Here is a 19992-nt window from a genome sequence, read left to right on the forward strand (position 1 = left end):
TTTATAGCAAATTTTTCCGGTTTTTCCTGTCAACTTATGTATCTGCCTGCGTTGCGGGCTGTTGCTCGGGCACCGGGTAAGGCAGCGGTTGCATAGTCACGGTCACCGTGTTCATGCCTTCCAGGGCCAGGGTGCCTTGCTGAGCGTCGTGCCGGATAACCGCCAGCATCTCACCCGCCTGTTCAGACGTGAGCTCTGCGTTAACTACCTCGCCAACGCTCTTGCCCTCGCACACCAGCCTGGTGCCGGGTTCCGGCGCAGTGTCGGAACCCTCAAAACGCAAGCGGAACAAGCTCTTCTTGAGCTGCCCCAGAAAGTGCATTCTGGCGATGACTTCCTGGCCGGTGTAGCAGCCCTTCTTGAAATGAACGCCTTGCAGGTGTTGCAGGTTGAGCATCTGCGGAACATAGGCCTCCCGGGTCTGGGCCGTTAGCCAGGGCACGCCGGCGGAAATGCTGGCAGCGTTCCAGTGTGCCATGGGCAACTCGGGCAGTTCCTCCGGCAGCGGTTGATCTCCCTCGAGCTGCCACCATTCGTAGCGGGCCGTCTGGTCACTGGTATCCTCGATTCGAATCAGGATTCCGGAACCGGTGGCCAGCGTCTGCCCCGGCCGGGAAAGCGATTCGGCTGCGTCGCCGCAGGCAGTGATGGCGGCTGGTTTACCGGTCAGGCCAAGGATTCGGGCGGAAGGCAGCACGTCCATGCTGGTCCCACGAAACAGCATCAGGTACTTGCGGAGGTGGCTCAGGGTGTCATCCGCCAGCTCGGCATCCAGATCCATCAACAGGTCCTGGCCATGCCGTACCATGCGGGTCACGCAGTAAGCTCGTCCCTTGGGTGTGCAGGCGGTTGCCCGCAAAGACTGGGTCTGTGTCACCTCATCCACATGCTGGGAAAACTGGCCCTGGACAAACTTGTCGGCACCGGGGCCGCTGATGCGTACCACCCGTCTGTTGGTGAGCTGGGTGTACCCGGCGTCAGACGAATAGTGTGGCCGAGGGTTTTCCGTGGGGTTCATCGTGATCTCCATGTTGGGTCAGCGGAGTTCAGTGTGCGTTACGCGTATGGCCGATTCTCAGCCATACCCGCAGGCGTCGGAACTCAGGCTCGGGAGCATTGGCTTGGAATGGCCCCATCTTGCCGGTAATCATTACCATGATGCTACCTGATCTGGAGTCTTGGGGGTGGAGTTTCAAGATCAGGCAGGACGCACCCAGGGTACTTGAGGCGCAGACCCGAACGGGTGTCTCGTGGCCATCGCCGAACTGGCAGGTTATGCCGCCGCTGTCGGTGCGCAGGGCCTTAACGGCCCTGGGGCTGCGTAACAGGCCATAGCGCCGGAAGTTTCGCCAGGCGAAAGCGATAGTGACCGGCCCTACCATCAGTAACCAGAGGCTGGTTTCCAGTGCCGCACCAATGGCAAAAGCGCTGAGCAGTATCCAGGGTGCACTGGCCAGCAGGCCCGTGATGCCGGAGGGGGATAGAGTCAGATCAATCTGGCTGGACACGGTTCAGGATGATGTCAACGATGCGCTGAAGATCCGGGTCTTCCGGCCGGCTGCGTTGCATGAACCATTCGAACATATCGGTGTCTTCGCAGCTCAGCAGTTTCTTGTATCGGGCCTGGTCGTCCGGCTCGAGATCCCGGTACGCTTCCTCCAGGAAGGGCAGCAGCAGAACATCCAGTTCCAGCATGCCCCGGCGGCTGTGCCACCACAGGCGGTGAAATTCGGTATGGTCGTTGGACGCATTGGTGTCTGACATAGTCGGTTGCCTTGAAAAAGAGTGGAGTCTCCCTGTCAGCCCGTCAGGGAGACAGCGTGCGATAAGTGGTGGGTACCAGAACCGTGTCTTGCGGATCGTTCAGCAGGCCCGGGTAGTCCAGTGTGTAATGCAGGCCGCGGCTTTCCTTTCGCTGCAGGGCCGAGCAGATGATCAGATCGGAAACCGTCACCAGGTTACGCAGCTCGATCAGGTCATTGGTAACCCGGTAATTGCTGTAGAACTCGCCGATTTCCCTGGACAGCAGATCCACCCGGTGCTTGGCCCGCTGCAGACGTTTGGTGGTGCGCACAATGCCCACGTAGTCCCACATGAAATGACGTAATTCGTCCCAGTTGTGGGAAATCACAACGTCTTCATCGGAGTCCCGTACCTGGCTTTCATCCCAGTCCGGTGCGACGGGCGGCTCCGGTATGTCGGATTCCCGCCGGGCAATGTCGGCGGCAGCGGCGCGTCCGTACACCAGGCATTCCAGCAGGGAGTTGCTGGCCATGCGGTTGGCACCATGCAGGCCGGTGAAGGCCGCTTCGCCCACCACATACAGCTGGTTGATGTCGGTGCGAGCCCGTTCGTCGCTGACAATACCGCCGCAGGTGTAATGGGCGGCCGGCACCACCGGAATGGGCTCCCTGGTGATGTCGATGCCAAACTCCCGACACTTTTCGTAAATGGTGGGGAAGTGGTGCTTGATGAAATCCGCCGGTTTGTGGCTGATGTCCAGGTACAGATGGTCCGCCCCCAGGCGTTTCATTTCATGGTCGATGGCCCGGGCGACGATATCCCGGGGCGCCAGTTCGGCACGTTTGTCGAACCGGTCCATGAATCGGCTACCGTCTGGCAGTTTCAGCACGCCGCCTTCGCCACGAACCGCTTCGGTAATCAGAAACGATTTGGCATGTGGATGGTACAGGCAGGTGGGGTGAAACTGGTTGAATTCCATGTTGGCCACCCGGCACCCGGCCCGCCAGGCCATGGCGATGCCGTCGCCGGATGCACCGTCCGGATTGGTGGTGTAGCGGTAGGCCTTGGAGGCGCCCCCGGTGGCAATCACGGTAAACCGGGCGCGGAACAGTTCTACGTGGTTGTCTTCCAGGTTCAGTATGTAAGCGCCTACGCATCGGTTGCCTGGCAGGGCGAGTTTGCGGTTGGTGATCAGGTCTACTGCTACCCGGCCCGCTTTAAGATCAATATTGGGGCGAGCCTGGGCCTGGCTGGCGAGTGTGGTCGACACCGCATGGCCGGTGGCGTCGGCGGCATGGATGATGCGCCGGTGGCTGTGGCCACCTTCCCGGGTCAGGTGGTAGTCTTCGCTGTCGTCCTGGCGGGTAAACTTTACGCCCGAATCAATCAGCCACTGGATGCTCTCTTTGCTGTGCTCCACGGTAAAGCGCACGGCATCTTCATGGCACAGGCCGCCGCCGGCGTTGAGGGTATCCAGGATATGGTTTTCAACGGAGTCGGCATCATCAATCACCGCAGCAATGCCGCCCTGGGCCCAGAGTGTGGCGCCGGAACTGATGTCTGCCTTGCTGACCACGCACACGCTGAGGTGCTCCGGCAGATTGAGCGCTACGGTCAGGCCGGCAGCGCCGCTGCCGATAATGAGAACGTCGTATTCGAAGGACTGTGGCATTGAGTCGTTATCGCGGGCCATAATGTGGACGTGTATTGAACTAAACTTTACGCTTGCTGTCTATTTGGCCTGATGGATAAGCCGCCCGCCGGTTGCTGTCCAGGACCATGGGTTCATGATCGAACGCCGGAAGAGCCGAATGACACAAGCAGCAAATCTTATCAAGGCCACTCCGTTGGCCACCAAGACAGGACATTCTGTTACGTCGTCCATGACTCCTGATAACGACTGGAAACCGGGTGAGCAGACCGACAGTCAGACGGATCTGCAGTTGGTGCGCAAGGTTCGCAATGGCGATCGTGCGGCCTTTGATCTGCTTGTGGTCAAGTATCAGTCGCGGGTGGCCTCCATCATCAGTCGATACGTCTACGACAGCCAGGAAGTAATGGACCTGACCCAGGAAACCTTTGTCAAAGCGTTCCGGGCGGTCGAGCGGTTTCGTGGCGACAGCGCGTTCTACACCTGGCTGTACCGGATTGCCGTTAACACCGCCAAGAACTACCTGGAAGCCCGTGGTCGCCGGCCGCAGGGCTCGGCGGACTCAGCGGATGCAGAGAACTTTGACGATGGTGGTCGGCTGCGGGATGTCGCTTCTCCAGAGCGGCTGTTGCAGCGGGAGCAGCTGCAAAAAGCACTGTCGGAAGCAATAGCAGGCCTGCCTGAGGAACTTCGTTCCGCTTTTCTGCTCAGGGAATATGATGGCCTGAGTTATGAGGATATCGCCCGGATTCTGGAATGCCCGATCGGAACCGTTCGGTCGCGGATATTCAGGGCCCGGGATGCAGTGGACCGGCACTTGGGTCCCTTGCTCAATCATTCAGTGACGTAAATGAGGTTGCATCCGATGGATGAGCGTCTCAGAGAAACCCTGTCCGCGATGATGGACGACGAAGCAGATGAACTATCGGTTCGTCGCCTGTTGTCTCATGGTAATCAGGATGAGGTCAGAAACCAGTGGCAACGCTGGCAACAGGTTCGTGACCTCATGCATGAAAGTCATGGCCCTGAAGAGAGCGTCGATGTAGCGGTGGCTGTACGTGAGGCCCTCGATGGTCATGTACGCCCTGAACCTTCAAGGCTCAAGACTCAGGTTGCCGCAGGCTCCTACTGGCGATGGCCGGTGGCGGCGATGGTCGTTATGGCTCTGGTCATCGGATTTGGCGCCGGCGCCGGATGGGATGGGCAAACCCAGGAGCCGGTGGCTGCGGTGGCAGTGACTGAGCTGTCTGATGAGGATGCACTGGCTTTGTCTGCCAGGGTAGAGGAAGTTGCCTTGCAGCGCCTGGACGAAGAACAGCTTAAACAGATGCGCCAGTTTATGCTCGAACACGCGCAGCATAACAGCGTTGGCGCAGGCCGGGGTTCTGTTGGTTATGCCCGGCTGGTGAGTGCCAGCAGTGGCTACTGACGTTGGGGAACGGCCGATGACGTGGGTGGTGAGCAGCCTGGTGTCCCTGGGCCGAAGCGTGTTCGCCGGTGTGCTTGCCGGAATGTTGATCATGCTGCCTGTTCACGGAGCCAATGCTGAGACGAGCAACGAACCTGCTTCTGCGGATCCCGCTGATGCGATGTCGTGGCTGGAGCGCCTGGGACCGGCTTTGAACATGACCTCTTACCGGGGTGTCTTCGTCTATGCCCGTGGGGATCAGGTCCATTCCATGAAGATTGCCCATCGTTTTCGGGATGGCCAGGTGGAAGAGCGACTGGTCATGCAGGATGGCGGCAGTGGCGAGATTGTCCGTAAAGGCATGAATGTGGTTTGTGTGCTCCCTGACCGTGGTCGGGTGAGCCTTAACGAAGTGATTCCTTCTGGCCCGTTTGCCGAGGCGTTCACCAGTCAGCTGATGCCGTTTGGGCAATGGTATCGCTCAGAGCTTGCGGGTGAAGATCGCATCGCCGGTTATGACGTGGTGACCATTGCGTTAACCGCCCGTGATGACGAGCGATACAGCCATCGGCTGTGGATGGAAAAAGACACCGGCTTGCTGGTCAAAAGCCAGGTGCGCGACGGTGACGGGGAAGTGCTGGAGCACTTTCAATTTACCAGTCTCGAAATTACCGATGAGATCGCCGACGAGGAGCTGGAAATACAGACCCAAGGGCGCGAAATAACCCGCACGCTGGCGTCCAGGGATCCTCAGCAGTCGGTGGTCGGCCGCATGAGCGGCTGGACTCTCAACTGGCGGCCGGAGGGCTTCGCGCCAGCGGCCGCGCCGCGGTCTGGCAAGGGCAAAGCGGTCGCGTTCTCTGACGGGCTGGCGGCCTTTTCGGTGTTTGTCGAACCGGTTGGCCAGTTGAAAATGCCGACAGGGGCCTCGCGGGTGGGGGCAACCACCATATACATGCGCGAGATCCTGGTCGCCGACAGACCGTTCCTGGTTGCCGTTGTGGGCGAGATTCCCCCGCGTACGGCCCGGAAAGTGGCAGATGCCGTTGAAATAGATGATGCCCTGGCCCTGGAGTTATCAGGCCTGTGATCACCGAGACTGGCAAAGTGGTGGCCCTGAGTGGCGACAGCGTCTGGGTGCAAACCATCCGTGTCAGTGCCTGTCAGAGCTGTTCCGCCAGGGTCGGTTGCGGCCAGAGGGCGTTGGCCAAGGTATCCGGAGGGCGAGCAAATCAGGTTCTGGTGGCGAATACCGTGGGTGCCAGGGTTGGGGATGAGGTGGTGATCGGTATCGATGAACAGTCACTCCTCGCGGCATCCCTGGCTGTGTACGGTGCTCCGCTGCTGATGATGGTGCTGGCCAGTATCGCCGGTTATCGATGGTTGGGTGGTACTGACGCTGCGGCCATCTTGGGCGCTCTTGCAGGGCTGGGGGCAGGATTCTGGTGGGTACGTCGATGGCAGCGTCGGAGTGGTGATAAATACCAGCCGCGGCTGATCAGGGTGAACAGCACTCATTCCGTGACATGTCTGTGAACCCTACCGTTTTGTAAGTTGAAAAACGGGTTTCCGGCCCCAGAATTACGACGTGATTACAAGCAGAACACGGGGGTCCACATGCCGAGATCAAACACAGAGGTTGCCCGTCTTGCTCCAGTCCGGAGCGCAGGACACTACTGGGCGACCCTACTGATGCTTTCCGTCATGGTTTCAGTTTTCTGGAGCCAGTCCCTCGCCGCGCGCGGCTTGCCGGACTTTACCGAACTGGTTGAAGAGAACTCCAGCGCGGTAGTGAATATCAGCACCACAAGTGAGCCGCGTAATCAGGGCTCCCGTTTCCAGGGATCGCCGTTCGATGAAAGGCAGCTTGAGCAGTTGCCGCCGTTCCTTCAGGAATTTTTTCGTGGCCCGCAATCACCGTTCGGCGGCTCGCCCCGTTCGCAGCAGCCCCAGCGTTCCATGGGCTCTGGCTTCATTGTGTCAACAGACGGTTATGTACTCACCAACAACCATGTAGTGGAAGGTGCTGACGAGGTCATAGTGCGGTTGAACGACCGCCGTGAGTTTCAGGCCACGATTGTTGGCACCGACCCCCGTTCAGACATGGCCGTGCTGAAGATCGAGAACGGTGAGGATCTGCCCGTGGTCAAGGTGGGGCGTTCACGTGACCTCAAGGTTGGCGAATGGGTGTTTGCTATCGGCTCTCCGTTCGGTTTTGACTACACGGTTACGGCAGGCATTGTCAGTGCCCTTGGCCGTTCATTGCCCTCCGAAAACTACGTGCCATTCATTCAGACAGACGTGGCAATCAACCCCGGCAACTCCGGTGGGCCACTGTTCAATCTTGATGGTGAGGTAGTGGGTATCAACTCCCAGATCTATACCCGCTCTGGCGGTTTTATGGGGGTTTCTTTCGCCATTCCCATTGACGATGCGATGAACGTATTCAACCAGATCCGGGACAAGGGCAGCGTTGCGCGGGGCTGGCTTGGTGTGTTGATTCAGGAAGTAAACCGGGACCTGGCGGAATCTTTTGGCCTGAAACGCCCGAGGGGCGCGCTGATTGCGGAAGTCATGCAGGGGTCGCCGGCTGAGAAGGGAGGCCTGGAATCCGGAGATATCGTGCTGGAATACAACAGTGAGCCGGTTCAGTTGTCATCAGACCTGCCGCCGCTGGTGGGCCGGACGCCGGTGGGCGAATCGGCCCGGCTGACGGTACTGCGGGGTGGCCGGGAAATTGAGTTGGATGTGACCATTGGCCGCTTGCCGGAAGATGGCGATGACAGCTCAGACCCCGTGGTTGGTGAAAACAATGGGCCGTCACAGGACCCGCTGGGCCTGGCGGTTGAATCCCTGACGCCGGAGCAGGCCAGTGCTGCCGGTGTTCAGGGCGGCGTGCTGGTGACCCGGGTAGGCCAGGGGCCGGCAGCGGAAGCCGGGATTCGTTCCCGGGACATCATCACCGAGATTAATCGCGAACAGGTGCGCTCAGTGGAGGATTTCCGGAACGCCACCCGCAAGCTGCCGTCTAACCGGGCGGTTTCGGTCAGAATCGTCCGCCAGGGTCGTGCCATCTATCTGGTGATGAAGCCCTGACACCATAGACGGCAGGCGTTTCGCAAGCCCCCGGTGTCTTTGACGACAGGCCCGGGGGCTTTTGCTATAATCGCCCGAACTGATAATAAATGGGGTCATGGAACGGACCGTAAACAATGATGACCAGCAAGGAACTTCCCCTCAGACAGCTTCTGCAATTACGCCATGCCTGGATTGCCTGGCTTGTGTTCTTTGTTGCCGTAGCCGCCACCGTGCTTCTATGGCAGGTATCAATCCGCCTTGTGGAAGACCGCACCGAGGCCCACTTTCGAACCCAGTCCCTGCAGCTGAAAAGCGCCATTGAAGAGCGGTTGCTCAATTATGAGCAGGTGCTGGCAGGCAGTTCCGGTTTGTTCTCGGTAGCCGGGGAAGTCACCAGGGAGCAGTGGCGGGAGTATGTCGAGAAAGTCGATATCGACCGTTACTACCCGGGTATTCAGGGTATCGGGTATGTGCAACGGATTGGTGTTCGGGATATGGCCGATCACATCGCTTCGGTGCGGGCCGAAGGTGTCTATAACTATCTGGTCAAGCCACTCGGCACAGGCCCGTTCTATTACCCCATGGTGTACCTGGAACCGGGCACAGATCGCAACCGCAGGGCGCTGGGTTACGATGCCTTCAGTGATCCGATACACCGGGTAGCAATGGAAAAGGCCCGGGACGATGCTGTACCAACCGTGACCGGTAAGGTGGTTCTGGTTCAGGAATCGCTGGCGGAAGACCAGGCCGGCTTCCTGATGTACTACCCGGTATATCAGGGCGGAGAAATCCCGGACATTCGCGCAGAACGGCGAATGATGCTGTCTGGGTATGTGTTCAGTGCCTTCCGGATGAATAACCTGATTGATGGCATTGTCGGCCTTATCTCTCCCTTTCTTGACGTGCGGATCTACGACAGCGGTGTGGTGGCCCGGGACACCCTGATGTATGGCTCCAACCTGGGGTCGCTGGATAATGAATTCAGCTTTGAGATGAGCCAGACTATTTCCCACGGGGGGCGGGACTGGCTGTTGCAAACCCGTTCAACACCTGCCTTCGACTTTCTGGCGGCAGACCCTCGCCCACCGATTGTGCTGGGGTCCGGGTTGGCCATCAGTGCTTTGTTGTGCCTGTTTGTGTTGGCGCTGATTCGTTCCCGACTGATCGCCCAGATCAGCGCTGGCCGTTACCGGGCCATTACCGAAGGAGCTGCCAATGTCACGCTGGTGATGGATCGTCGTGGTGAGCCGCTTTATGCCAGCCCGTCCAGTCGTGACATCCTGGGCTTCGACCCCGACAAGGTTCATTCCATGCAGCTGGAAGCCCAGGTGCATCCGGACGACCTGCCCCTGCTGCAGCGCGGCTTTGAGGAATCCATGCGTGCGCCGGGCAAGCAGATGCCGGTCGTGCGGGCTCGTATCCGGGATGCTGAGGGCCAGTGGCGTGACATGGAAGGCACCTATACCGCCATGTTGTCTGTGCCTGGTGTTAATGGCGTGGTTCTGAGCCTGCGGGACCTGACCCAGCTCAAGGCTGCCCAATCCGAGTTGCATCGACTGGCGTTCTACGACCCGCTCACCGGGCTGGCAAACCGTCAGTTGTTCCGGGACCGCCTCAACCACGTGGTACGCCGGAGTCGCCGCAGTGGTGAACCCGCGGCCCTGATGTTTCTGGATCTCGATGGTTTCAAGCGCATTAACGACACCCTGGGGCACGACGCCGGGGATGAGCTGCTGAAACAGGTGGCGCTGTGGCTGGAAGGCTGTGTGCGTGAGGAAGACTCGGTGGCCCGCCTGGGGGGCGACGAATTTGTGGTGCTGTTGTCCCAGATCAGCGGGCCGGATGCCGCCGGCAAGGTGGCAGAGTCCATACTCCGCCGCCTGTGTCAGCGAATACGCCTGAACGACCACGAAGTGGGCATTACCGTGAGTATCGGCATCACCATGATTCCCCATGATAGCGAGGATGCCGGCACCCTGATGAAATACGCCGATCTGGCCATGTACCGGGCCAAGGAGCTGGGTCGCAATACCTATCAGTTCTTCACCCCTGCCATGAATATCAAGGCCGCCCGGCGCCTGTTGCAGCAGGAAGAGTTGGCCACGGCCCTGGATGGCGACCGGTTTGTTCTGCATTACCAGCCAAAGATCGACCTCGTCAGCCAGCGGGTGATTGGCGTGGAAGCTTTCCTGCGTTGGCACCACCCGGAAAAGGGACTGGTTTCGGCGCAGCAGTTCATCAACCTGGCGGAAGAGACCGGCCTGATTGTCCGGCTGGGCGAGCTGGCCCTGCGGCAAGCCTGTATTCAGGTGCAGGCCCTGGAACGGGCCGGCTTCGAATCCCTGAAGATGGCGGTGAACCTGTCCGTGCGACAGCTGACCGATTCCGGTTTCCTGGACATGATTCGTCAGGTCATTACGGAAACCGGCGTGTCCCCGGAGCGCCTGGAACTGGAAATGCCGGCAGAGTTGTTGAACGAAGACCCTCGCATGCTGCGTGAACTGCTGGTGTCGCTGAATGATCTCGGGGTTTGCCTGATCCTGGATGACTTCGGGACCGGTTCATGCTCGCTGGTCGCGTTACAGCAGCTCCCGCTGGACGTTATCAAGATTGATCATCGGTTCATCCGGGACATTCCCTATAACGTCAGTGCTACCGATGTGGCGTCTGCGGTGATCGCGCTGGCGAAGAAACTGCACCTGACCGTGGTAGCCGAGGGCGTGGAAACCCTGCAGCAGCTGAGTTTCCTGAAATCCGCCGGTTGCGCCCAGTGTCAGGGTAATCTGTTCAGCTACCCGCTGGACGAAGACGCGTTGATCGGGTTCCTGATCCGGCAGTACGAGAAGCCGCTTATTTCCTGATCATGGCAATAGCGGCCGGTAACCGGTAAAATCACGCCGTTCCCGGACCCGGTAGCGGCCATTCCGGGCTCAACCCTACGTCTTATATGAGTAATCATTGTCTGTGACTGAACTGAGCCGAATCCGTAACTTTTCCATTATTGCCCACATTGACCATGGTAAATCCACACTGGCGGATCGTTTTATCCAGATATGCGGTGGCCTGACCGACCGCGAAATGGCCGAACAGGTGCTTGACTCCATGGATCTGGAGCGGGAACGGGGCATTACCATCAAGGCCCAGAGCGTAACGCTCAACTACACCGCCAAAGATGGTGAAACCTACAAGCTGAATTTCATCGACACCCCTGGTCACGTGGATTTTTCCTATGAGGTATCCCGTTCCCTCTACGCCTGTGAGGGTGCGCTTCTGGTGGTAGATGCAGGTCAGGGTGTGGAAGCCCAGTCGGTAGCCAATTGCTATACCGCCATTGAGCAGGGGCTTGAAGTGGTGCCGGTACTGAACAAGATGGACCTGCCCCAAGCGGAGCCGGAGCGGGTGGCGGCGGAAATTGAGGATATCATCGGCATCGAAGCCGCCGATGCAGTGCGCTGCAGTGCCAAAAGCGGTCTGGGCGTGGAAGATGTACTTGAGGATCTGATCAGGAAGATTCCGCCGCCGAAGGGTGACCGCAGTGCACCTCTGCAGGCGCTGATCATCGATTCCTGGTTCGATAACTATCTGGGCGTGGTATCCCTGGTTCGGGTGACCGAGGGCGTTCTGCGCAAAGGCGACAAGATTGTCATCAAATCCACCAAGAAAGCGTGGAATGCCGATAAGGTAGGGATCTTTAATCCGAAGCCCACCGACACTGATGTTCTGGAAGCCGGTGACGTAGGCTTTGTGGTGGCGGGTATCAAGGATATTCACGGTGCACCGGTGGGCGACACCATCGTGCATCAGAAGTTCGCCGACGAAACTCCGATGCTGCCGGGCTTCAAGAAGGTTCAGCCGCAGGTTTACGCAGGCCTGTTCCCGGTCAGCGCTGACGATTATGACGACTTCCGGGATGCCCTCGAAAAGCTGACGCTGAACGACGCCTCCCTGTTTTTTGAGCCTGAGAATTCTGACGCCCTCGGTTTCGGGTTCCGCTGTGGTTTCCTGGGCATGCTGCACATGGAAATTATCCAGGAGCGGCTGGAGCGTGAGTACGATATCGATCTGATTACCACGGCACCCACGGTAATCTATGAAGTCATTACCAAACAGGGTGAGACCTTGTCGGTGGACAACCCCTCGCGGCTTCCGGATATTGGCTCTATCGAGGAAATGCGTGAGCCCATCGTGGAGGCGAATATCCTGGTGCCCCAGGAACACCTGGGTAACGTTATTGCCCTGTGTGAAGAGAAGCGGGGTGTTCAGAAGAACATGCACTTCATGTCGACCCAGGTTCAGCTCACCTACGAGTTGCCGATGGCGGAAGTGGTGATGGATTTCTTCGATCGGATCAAGTCTGCCAGCCGAGGTTTTGCCTCGCTGGATTACCACTTCGTGCGGTTCCAGCAGGCCAATCTGGTTCGCCTGGACGTGTTGATTAACGGTGAACGGGTCGACGCCCTGGCATTGATCGTTCATCGGGATCTGGCGCACCGGAAGGGGCGCCAGCTGATCGAGAAGATGAAAGAGCTGATTCCCAGGCAGATGTTTGATATCGCCATCCAGGCGGCAATCGGAACCCAGGTGGTGTCACGGGTTACGGTCAAGGCATTGCGCAAGAACGTTACCGCCAAGTGTTACGGTGGTGATGTCAGCCGGAAGAAGAAACTGCTTCAGAAGCAGAAAGAAGGTAAAAAACGTATGAAGCAGCTGGGCAATGTCGAGGTGCCTCAGGAAGCGTTTCTTGCTGTATTGAAAGTGGATAACTAAAACTAAGGCTCCCGGATGGATATTGATTTTCCGCTGGTACTGGTGGTTCTGACCTTCGCGACTGGATTGATCTGGCTGGCGGATAAAGTGTTTTTCAGCAAACGGCGGCAGGCAGCTGGCCCGGACGTTGGCGGTGCCGCGTCCGATGAAACTGCCGAGACCAGTGAACCCTGGTTGGTCGACCTGAGCCGATCATTCTTCCCGGTACTGGCCATCGTTCTGGTGCTTCGTTCGTTTCTGGTAGAACCCTTTCAGATTCCCTCCGGTTCGATGCTGCCGACCCTCGAAGTTGGTGATTTTATCCTGGTAAACAAGTACGCCTACGGGCTTCGGTTGCCAGTGGCCGGCACCAAGGTGGTGTCGATGGGTGATCCCGAGCGTGGTGATGTCATGGTGTTCCGTTATCCGGAGGATGGCGCCACCAATTACATCAAACGAGTGATTGGTTTGCCGGGTGACCGGGTGCGCTATCGCGATAAACAGCTGTTTATCAATGATGAACCAGTGGCCAGGGAGTTTGTGGCCCGTCTTCCGCCAATGGAGCGCTGGCGTGAGGAAGTGGGCGGCGTTGAGCACGATGTGTATCTGACCCTGGGCCGGGTTGCAGGCAACGGGGAAGGTGAATGGCTGGTGCCTGATGGCCATTACTTTGTCATGGGGGACAACCGGGACAACAGTAACGACAGCCGGTTCTGGGGCACTGTGCCTGATGAGCTTGTGGTCGGGAAGGCCTTCGCCATCTGGATGCACTGGAAATCGCTGACAAGTCTGCCATCTTTTGATCGAGTGGGTAGCATTGACTAACCCCGTTGTGCCGGAGACAAACATGATGAAAAAGAATAATCCCGTCGGATTGCAGCAGCAGGGCGGCAGCGCTCTAACCATGCTGATTGTGGCGATGTTTTTTGGCAGCCTGCTGGCCCTGGGGCTGAAAATCGGCCCTGCCTACCTGGACGATTTCACCATTCAGGAGGCACTGGAAGGTCTTGATGGCACCGAGGGTTTGTCGCGCATGGGGCCGGCTGAGGTGCGTAGCCTGATTAACCGGCGCCTGAGCGTCAATAACGTCAGGGGCTTCGACGCCAAGCAGATCAGCGTTGAGAAAAGTGGCGAGTTCGTGGTCATCAAGGTGGACTACGAGGTTCGCAATCATCTATTCGGAAACGTGGACACCATCGTTCATTTCCAGCACGAGTATGAGTTAAAGGGACAGTGAGTTCACAACCAGATCTGGATCAGTTGCAGCGTCGTATCGGATACACCTTCAAGGAGCCCGAGCGGTTGCTGCTGGCCCTGACCCACAGAAGTTACGGGAACCAGAATAATGAACGCCTGGAGTTCCTTGGGGATTCCATCGTTAATATGGTGATTGCAGAGCACTTGTACCTGCACTTCGAGAAAGCCCGGGAAGGCCAGTTGAGCCGGCTCCGGGCGCGGATGGTCAAAGGCGTGACCCTCGCCGAGATTGGTCGCGAATTCCAGTTGGGCCAGTATCTCCGGCTGGGCTCCGGTGAGCTCAAGAGTGGTGGCTACCGGCGCGAGTCGATTCTGGCGGATGCGGTGGAGTCCATCATCGGTGCTATATACTTGGACAGCGATTTTCATACCTGCCGTGAGCAGGTACTGCGCTGGTTCGAGCATCGCCTGGCCAATCTGGACATTCAGGACACCCAGAAAGATCCCAAAACCCGGTTGCAGGAATACCTGCAATCCCGGCAGTTCCCGCTGCCTCGTTACGAAGTGATATCCGTCGACGGTGAAGCCCATGAGCAGACGTTCCATGTCTCCTGTGCACTACCGTCACTGGATCGAAAGACCAGCGGCACCGGTAGCAGTCGGCGAATTGCTGAACAGCAGGCTGCCCGCAATGCCCTCAAGCAACTGGGCGTGGAGAACTCCTGATGAATGATATTACTCGCCCGGAAGATCCGGACAGCCGTTGTGGTTTTGTCGCCATTGTTGGCCGGCCGAACGTGGGAAAATCCACGCTTCTGAACCATATCCTGGGCCAGAAACTGAGTATTACCTCCCGCAAACCCCAGACCACCCGACATCAGGTGCTGGGTATCAAGACAGACGGACCTGTGCAGGCCATCTATGTGGATACCCCCGGCATGCACGAAGACGAGCCCCGTGCGCTGAACCGTTATATGAACAAAGCGGCGTCGTCTGCCCTGATTGACGTGGACGTGGTGGTGTTCGTGGTGGACCAACTGGCGTGGACCACTGCCGATGACATGGTGCTGGAGAAATTGTCGCGGTTGAAATGCCCGGTTATCCTTGCAGTTAACAAGGTGGACAAGGTTGAGAACCGTGACAAACTGCTGCCACACCTTGAGGCACTGTCCAAAAAACGGGAATTTGCCGAAATTATCCCTTTGTCTGCCCTGAAAGAAACCAACCTCCAGCCACTGGAGGAAGCTGTGGGACGTTTCCTGCCCCAGAGTGTGCACTTCTACCCGGACGATCAGATTACGGATCGCAGCGAGCGCTTTATGGCGTCAGAGATGGTGCGGGAGAAAATTACCCGCCAACTCGGTGCTGAATTGCCTTATTCCGTGGCAGTAGAGATCGAAGAGTTCAAGCACGAGGGGAAAACCCTGCATATCTCGGCCCTGATTCTGGTGGAACGGGAAGGCCAGAAGAAAATCATTATCGGTGACAAGGGCGAGCGCCTGCGCCGCATTGGCCAGGAAGCCCGGGTGGATATGGAGCGCATGTTCGGCTCCAAGGTCATGTTACGTTTGTGGGTCAAGGTAAAACGCGGCTGGGCAGACAGCGACCGGGCATTGAAAAGCCTTGGTATGAGCGATTTCTGAGGTCGCTATGAAGGGAGCGGTGCAGCAGGAGCCCGCTTATGTGATTCACCGGCGCCCCTGGCGGGAAACCGCCTTGCTGGTGGATCTGTTTACACTGAATCATGGTCGAATGAGTCTGGTGGCGCGCGGCGCCAACAGTGCCAAAAGCCCCCTCAAGGCTCAGTTGCAGCCGTTTCAGCCGATAATGGTGGACTGGACCGGAAAAAGCGATCTGAAGACACTGGTGCAGCTTGAGGTTCGGTCGGCGCCGCTGCTTTCGCAAACCCGTGCCTTGTACAGCGGCCTCTACATCAATGAACTGCTTCAGCGCGTTCTGCCAGCGGCAGACCCTCATCCCACCCTTTTTGCCAGTTACATAGAAAGCCTGCAGGCTCTCGCGGCACTGGCGGCCAAAACCGATGTAGAGCCAATATTGCGGCACTTTGAACGGGCGTTTGCCGGGGCCCTCGGGTATGACTTTGCCTGGGATGAAGCCACTGATACCGGCTTGCCAGTGGTGGCCGGTGGTTACTACGGTTATGATCCGGTGCAGGGCATTGTGTCTGCCGCCGCCACCGGGGTTCGCTTGCAGCAGATTCCGGGCGAGGCTCTGCTGGCCCTGGCCGAAGGCGACTTTACCGGTGAGTTACCGCGCAGGACGGCCAAGCGGATCATGCGTGTTCTGGTGGACTACCTGTTGCAGGGTAAGCCGTTACACAGCCGCAATCTGTTCAGCCATTCCGTTTCATCATCAGGGAGAACCCCATGAATTCCAGAGTGTTGCTCGGTGTGAATATTGACCATGTGGCCACATTACGCCAGGCCCGCGGCACCCGCTATCCAGACCCGGTTCAGGCGGCATTGGTGGCCGAGGAAGCGGGCGCCGATGGCATTACCATTCACCCCCGGGAAGACCGCCGGCACATTCAGGATCGTGACGTACTGTTGCTGCGCGAAGTCCTGCAAACCAAGATGAACCTGGAAATGGCGGTAACCGATGCCATGCTGGCCTTTGCCGAACAGGTGCGTCCGGAGTGTGTCTGCCTGGTGCCGGAGAAGCGCGAAGAATTAACCACCGAGGGTGGGCTGGATGTAGACGGTCAGGAGGAGCGTGTGGCCAAGGCCTGCGACCGGCTGGCAAAGATCGGGGCCGAAGTGTCACTGTTCATTGACCCGGACCCGGTGCAGATAGACGCCGCTGTGCGCTGTGGTGCGCCGGTTGTCGAGCTGCACACTGGCGAATACGCCGAAGCGCAGGACCCGGCTGTTCGGGAAAAAGCGTTCAAACAGCTGGCCGATGCCGTCGCCTATGCCCGAAAGAAAGGGTTGATTGTGAACGCTGGCCACGGCCTGCATTATCACAACACCGAGCGGGTGGCGGCGATTCCGGGTATTAACGAGTTGAACATCGGCCACGCCATTGTTGCCAGGGCAGTGTTCACCGGACTGAAAGAGGCGGTCAGGGAGATGCGCGCCATTCTAGAGCGCGCCCGGCCCTGATCCGACCTCAGGTGGTCTCCGGCTGGCGTTGCTGTTCCCTGAACAGTTGCTGCCAGTCGGTTTGTTCACTCCAGATCTGCAGTCGGTCCATGGCTGCCAATAGCTGGTCTTTCTGTAGTTCCATATCCGGCGCCTGGCACTTCAGTGCGGTTTCAAAACGGTTGGCGGCGGTTCTCAGCTCCGGTACGCCGCAGTAGCGGGTTGCGCCGTGGAGCTTGTGTACGCATTCAAGCAGCTCGTCGGTGTCATTGTTGTTCCACAGATCGGCTACCCGCTCGATGTCGGTGTGCAGCTGTTCCAGCAACATGCTGAACAGTTCCTCTGCCAGGTCGGCCTTGCCAGCGGCCAGCTGAATACTTTCATCAACACTGACGCAATCCTGCTGCATGCGACGGTTTGATGGCCGCAGGGTGCGGCGGGTGTCCCGGACTTCCGAGATTTTGAAACTGTCGTTGCTGCTCTTGCAGTCGTAACCCGTGTATTCACGAATCAACTGGACCAGTTGGGTGCTGCTGATCGGTTTTGGCATGTAACCGTCGAAGCCCTGCTGGGTCAGCCTTTCCTGTTCATCGGCCAGGGCATGGGCGGTCAGGGCGATGATCGGGGTATGATGAGAGCCGGTATCCAGATCCCGGATTCGGGCCGTGGTTTCCACACCATCCATGCCCGGCATTTGCAGGTCCATGAACACCAGGTCAAAGGGTTTCTGCCGGGCCTTGGTCAGCGCCTCGAAGCCGCTTGAGGCCCCCTCTGCTTCAAGCCGGCAGTCCTGCAGCAGGGTCATCACCAGTTTCAGGTTGGCGTCATTGTCGTCCACGGCCAGTACACGAGGGACTCTCGAAGGGCCGCTGCTTCTCAGTGGCAGGGACACTTCTCCTGCTCCCCGGTTGCTGGCCTGGATGCCGTGGATCAACAGCAATAGCTCGTCGTAGAAGGCGTCCCGGCACACCGGTTTGGTAAGGTGTCCGCTGGACAGTCCGGACAGCGGCGTGTCGTGGGTTTCCAGGGTGGGGGTCAGCAGCAGTGTTCGGCAGTCCCGCTCCACTTCCAGCGAACGCACCATGTTGCAGTACTGGCTGGAGTTCAGCAGGTGGCGGGTAATGCCGATAATGGCGGCGGCGTAGCCTTCCTGCTTCCGTTGGGCTTCCTCCACGTGTTCCACCAGGGCGGCTGGCGAGGACACCCGTTGTACCGCCACGCCCCAGTCCCGTAACAGGTGTTCGACCGCGAGCCCGGTGGTTTTCTGCTGTTCGAGGTAGATTATCCGCTCGCCGCGCAGGGCGTCTTTTGGCGCGCTGGTATCGGCAGCGGCAGACAGTTCCGGCGTGAGGGTAAACCAGAAGGTAGAGCCTTTGCCGAGTTCGCTTTCCAGGCCAATCTTGCCGCCCATCTCTTCCACCAGCCGCTTGGAAATGGCCAACCCCAGACCGGTGCCGCCATACTGCCTGGCGGTTGAGGCATCAGCCTGGCTGAAAGCGTTAAACAACGATTGTTGCTGGGCCCGGGACAGGCCCACGCCGGAGTCCGTGATGCTCAGACGCAGGGTTACCCGATTGCTGTCGGGTGTTTCGTCTTCCAGGCTGGCCCGCAGCACCACTTCACCGGTCTGGGTGAATTTGATGGCGTTATTGACCAGATTGGTGATGACCTGCTTCACCCGCAGCGGGTCACCCATAATGTTGTCCGGTACATCGTTATAGACCAGCGGCACCAGGTCCAGGTTCTTGGCGTGGGCTGCCGGTGCCAGCATCACCATCACCTCTTCCACAATATCCCTTAGCTGGAACGGTACCCGGTCAAGAATCAGCTTGCCGGCCTCGATCTTGGAAAAATCCAGGATGTCGTTAATGATCGTCAGCAGAATCTCGGACGATTTCCGGATGGTGTTCAGGTGGTCCCGTTGCTGGCGGGGCAGGGGACTTTTCAGCAGCAATTCGGTAAAGCCGATGATGCCATTCAGGGGCGTGCGGATTTCGTGGGACATATTGGCCAGGAATTCGGACTTGATCCGGCTGGCTTCCAGGGCTTCCTTGCGGGCGAAATCCAGTTCGATATTCTGGATTTCAATGGTTTCCAGCGTTTCCCGGAGGTCTTCCGTGGCCTGGTCGATGTTCTGCTGCATTTCAGCCTGGGCTTTGCTGAGCTCTGAGGCCATGTCATTCAGGCCCGACTCCAGTTGTTCGAACTCCGGGCCAGCACTGGTGTACACGCGGGTGTCCAGCTTGCCTTCCTTGAGCCTGGCTACGGCTTCATTGAGCTGGAACACAGGATCGGTGAAGGCCCGGCTCAGGCGCAGGGCTATGGCCATGCTGAGCAGTACCCCGCCAATCACCAGGAGCAGGGAAATCAGTAGAGCCTTGTAGGTTTCCTTTTCGGTGCGGACATGGGACATCTCCACCGCAACCCAGCCCAGGGGTTCCTGTAGCCGGGTGGCCGACTGCCGGACATCCGGGTCGAGCATGGTTTCGATCATCAGGTCCTGCAGGTAAACCGGGGTGACAAACCGGGTGCTGCTGTCCCGGGTAATCTTTACCGCCAGGTCCGGCTTCAGGGAGGATTCGTCAATGGCATCGGCGCCACCGGGACCGGTGTGGAGCAAGCGGCGGCCATCTGGCGAGAAGAAGGTGATCGAGCGAACGTCCTGCTCTTCCAGCAGGGCGTTGGACAGGCTGCTCAGCAGGCTGCGGTTGGCGGTGAACAGGCCATACTCGGAGCCGGCAGCAAGCTGGCGGGACAGGGATTCGCCCCGATCCCTCAGCAGGTTCTCGATGTTGTTAACCCAGCTGTAGGTGAAAAACAGCCCCAGCAACAAAGTGGTCAACAAGGTGGGAACCAGCGTTACCACCAGTACTTTTTTGCGAATGCCCCAGCGCCGCATAGATATGTTCCTGCAAGTTTCCTGAGCCTGACCGGGCCGATCTTTCCCGGAACCGGCACTTCCCTGTGTTATGAGCATAGTTGATCTGATTCCCGAAAACTGTGGTAAAGGTTCCGGGAACAAACAGTTATAGCCGCGGGTCATGGATATAGCGACAAGCTGTATTGGG

Annotated in this window: 18 protein-coding genes; 13 read left to right on the top strand and 5 right to left on the bottom strand. The window is 58.5% G+C overall.

Annotation, left to right across the window (positions count from 1 at the left end):
• Positions 1 to 34: 34 nt before the first annotated feature.
• From ygfZ to nadB, 4 genes are read right to left on the bottom strand one after another with little or no spacing between them, the layout of a single operon-like run.
• Positions 35 to 1018 carry a CAF17-like 4Fe-4S cluster assembly/insertion protein YgfZ gene (gene ygfZ / locus QUE75_RS05345; RefSeq protein WP_286254160.1) on the bottom strand — a complete coding sequence of 328 codons (984 nt, stop codon included), beginning with the start codon at positions 1016 to 1018 and terminating at the stop codon, positions 35 to 37.
• Between the two features lie 28 nt (positions 1019 to 1046).
• Positions 1047 to 1508 carry a hypothetical protein gene (locus tag QUE75_RS05350; protein ID WP_106693515.1) on the bottom strand — a complete coding sequence of 154 codons (462 nt, stop codon included), beginning with the start codon at positions 1506 to 1508 and terminating at the stop codon, positions 1047 to 1049.
• On the bottom strand, positions 1492 to 1764 hold the full coding sequence (locus QUE75_RS05355) for an FAD assembly factor SdhE (RefSeq protein ID WP_061332284.1): 273 nt from the start codon (positions 1762 to 1764) through the stop codon (positions 1492 to 1494). Before QUE75_RS05355 ends, QUE75_RS05350 begins: the two co-directional genes overlap by 17 nt.
• 43 nt (positions 1765 to 1807) lie before the next feature.
• Positions 1808 to 3415 (bottom strand): L-aspartate oxidase, encoded by a 1608-nt coding sequence (nadB, locus tag QUE75_RS05360; RefSeq protein WP_178338774.1) that lies wholly within the window; start codon positions 3413 to 3415, stop codon positions 1808 to 1810.
• Positions 3416 to 3554: 139 nt separating this feature from the next.
• Between nadB and rpoE the strand changes: the two genes are divergently transcribed.
• From rpoE to pdxJ, 13 genes are all read left to right on the top strand, one after another.
• Positions 3555 to 4244, top strand: coding sequence for an RNA polymerase sigma factor RpoE (gene rpoE / locus QUE75_RS05365; protein ID WP_061332282.1), 690 nt, complete (start codon positions 3555 to 3557; stop codon positions 4242 to 4244).
• Positions 4245 to 4259: 15 nt separating this feature from the next.
• Positions 4260 to 4823, top strand: coding sequence for a sigma-E factor negative regulatory protein (locus tag QUE75_RS05370; RefSeq protein ID WP_061332281.1), 564 nt, complete (start codon positions 4260 to 4262; stop codon positions 4821 to 4823).
• A gap of 16 nt (positions 4824 to 4839) precedes the next feature.
• Positions 4840 to 5892: a MucB/RseB C-terminal domain-containing protein gene (locus QUE75_RS05375; protein ID WP_230713718.1), complete on the top strand. Its 1053-nt coding sequence runs from the start codon at positions 4840 to 4842 to the stop codon at positions 5890 to 5892.
• Positions 5889 to 6338: a SoxR reducing system RseC family protein gene (locus QUE75_RS05380; RefSeq protein WP_286254170.1), complete on the top strand. Its 450-nt coding sequence runs from the start codon at positions 5889 to 5891 to the stop codon at positions 6336 to 6338. Before QUE75_RS05375 ends, QUE75_RS05380 begins: the two co-directional genes overlap by 4 nt.
• An 81-nt stretch (positions 6339 to 6419) precedes the next feature.
• Positions 6420 to 7898 carry a DegQ family serine endoprotease gene (locus QUE75_RS05385; protein ID WP_396631691.1) on the top strand — a complete coding sequence of 493 codons (1479 nt, stop codon included), beginning with the start codon at positions 6420 to 6422 and terminating at the stop codon, positions 7896 to 7898.
• A 116-nt stretch (positions 7899 to 8014) separates the two neighbouring features.
• Positions 8015 to 10741, top strand: coding sequence for a bifunctional diguanylate cyclase/phosphodiesterase (locus QUE75_RS05390; protein WP_230713714.1), 2727 nt, complete (start codon positions 8015 to 8017; stop codon positions 10739 to 10741).
• 103 nt (positions 10742 to 10844) lie between these two features.
• On the top strand, positions 10845 to 12647 hold the full coding sequence (gene lepA, locus QUE75_RS05395; protein ID WP_061332334.1) for a translation elongation factor 4: 1803 nt from the start codon (positions 10845 to 10847) through the stop codon (positions 12645 to 12647).
• Positions 12648 to 12662: 15 nt separating this feature from the next.
• Positions 12663 to 13451 carry a signal peptidase I gene (lepB, locus tag QUE75_RS05400; RefSeq protein WP_061332277.1) on the top strand — a complete coding sequence of 263 codons (789 nt, stop codon included), beginning with the start codon at positions 12663 to 12665 and terminating at the stop codon, positions 13449 to 13451.
• Between the two features lie 25 nt (positions 13452 to 13476).
• Positions 13477 to 13863 (top strand): DUF4845 domain-containing protein, encoded by a 387-nt coding sequence (locus QUE75_RS05405; RefSeq protein ID WP_106693647.1) that lies wholly within the window; start codon positions 13477 to 13479, stop codon positions 13861 to 13863.
• Complete coding sequence (rnc, locus tag QUE75_RS05410) at positions 13860 to 14549, top strand: ribonuclease III (RefSeq protein WP_061332276.1); 690 nt, start codon at positions 13860 to 13862, stop codon at positions 14547 to 14549. Before QUE75_RS05405 ends, rnc begins: the two co-directional genes overlap by 4 nt.
• A complete protein-coding gene (gene era / locus QUE75_RS05415; protein ID WP_106693523.1) occupies positions 14549 to 15466 on the top strand; it encodes a GTPase Era in 918 nt (305 codons plus the stop codon). Before rnc ends, era begins: the two co-directional genes overlap by 1 nt.
• A gap of 7 nt (positions 15467 to 15473) precedes the next feature.
• Positions 15474 to 16214, top strand: a complete 741-nt coding sequence (gene recO, locus QUE75_RS05420; protein ID WP_286254175.1) for a DNA repair protein RecO — start codon at positions 15474 to 15476, stop codon at positions 16212 to 16214.
• A complete protein-coding gene (pdxJ, locus tag QUE75_RS05425; protein ID WP_061332273.1) occupies positions 16211 to 16945 on the top strand; it encodes a pyridoxine 5'-phosphate synthase in 735 nt (244 codons plus the stop codon). Before recO ends, pdxJ begins: the two co-directional genes overlap by 4 nt.
• Before the next feature lie 7 nt (positions 16946 to 16952).
• Here the strand turns inward: pdxJ and QUE75_RS05430 are convergent, their stop codons facing one another.
• Entirely contained in the window at positions 16953 to 19823 is a 2871-nt protein-coding gene (locus QUE75_RS05430) for an ATP-binding protein (RefSeq protein WP_286254177.1), read from the bottom strand.
• Between the last annotated feature and the right edge of the window lie 169 nt (positions 19824 to 19992).

This window comes from Marinobacter shengliensis (genome assembly GCF_030297115.1).
In the GTDB taxonomy this organism is placed as follows: domain Bacteria; phylum Pseudomonadota; class Gammaproteobacteria; order Pseudomonadales; family Oleiphilaceae; genus Marinobacter; species Marinobacter shengliensis.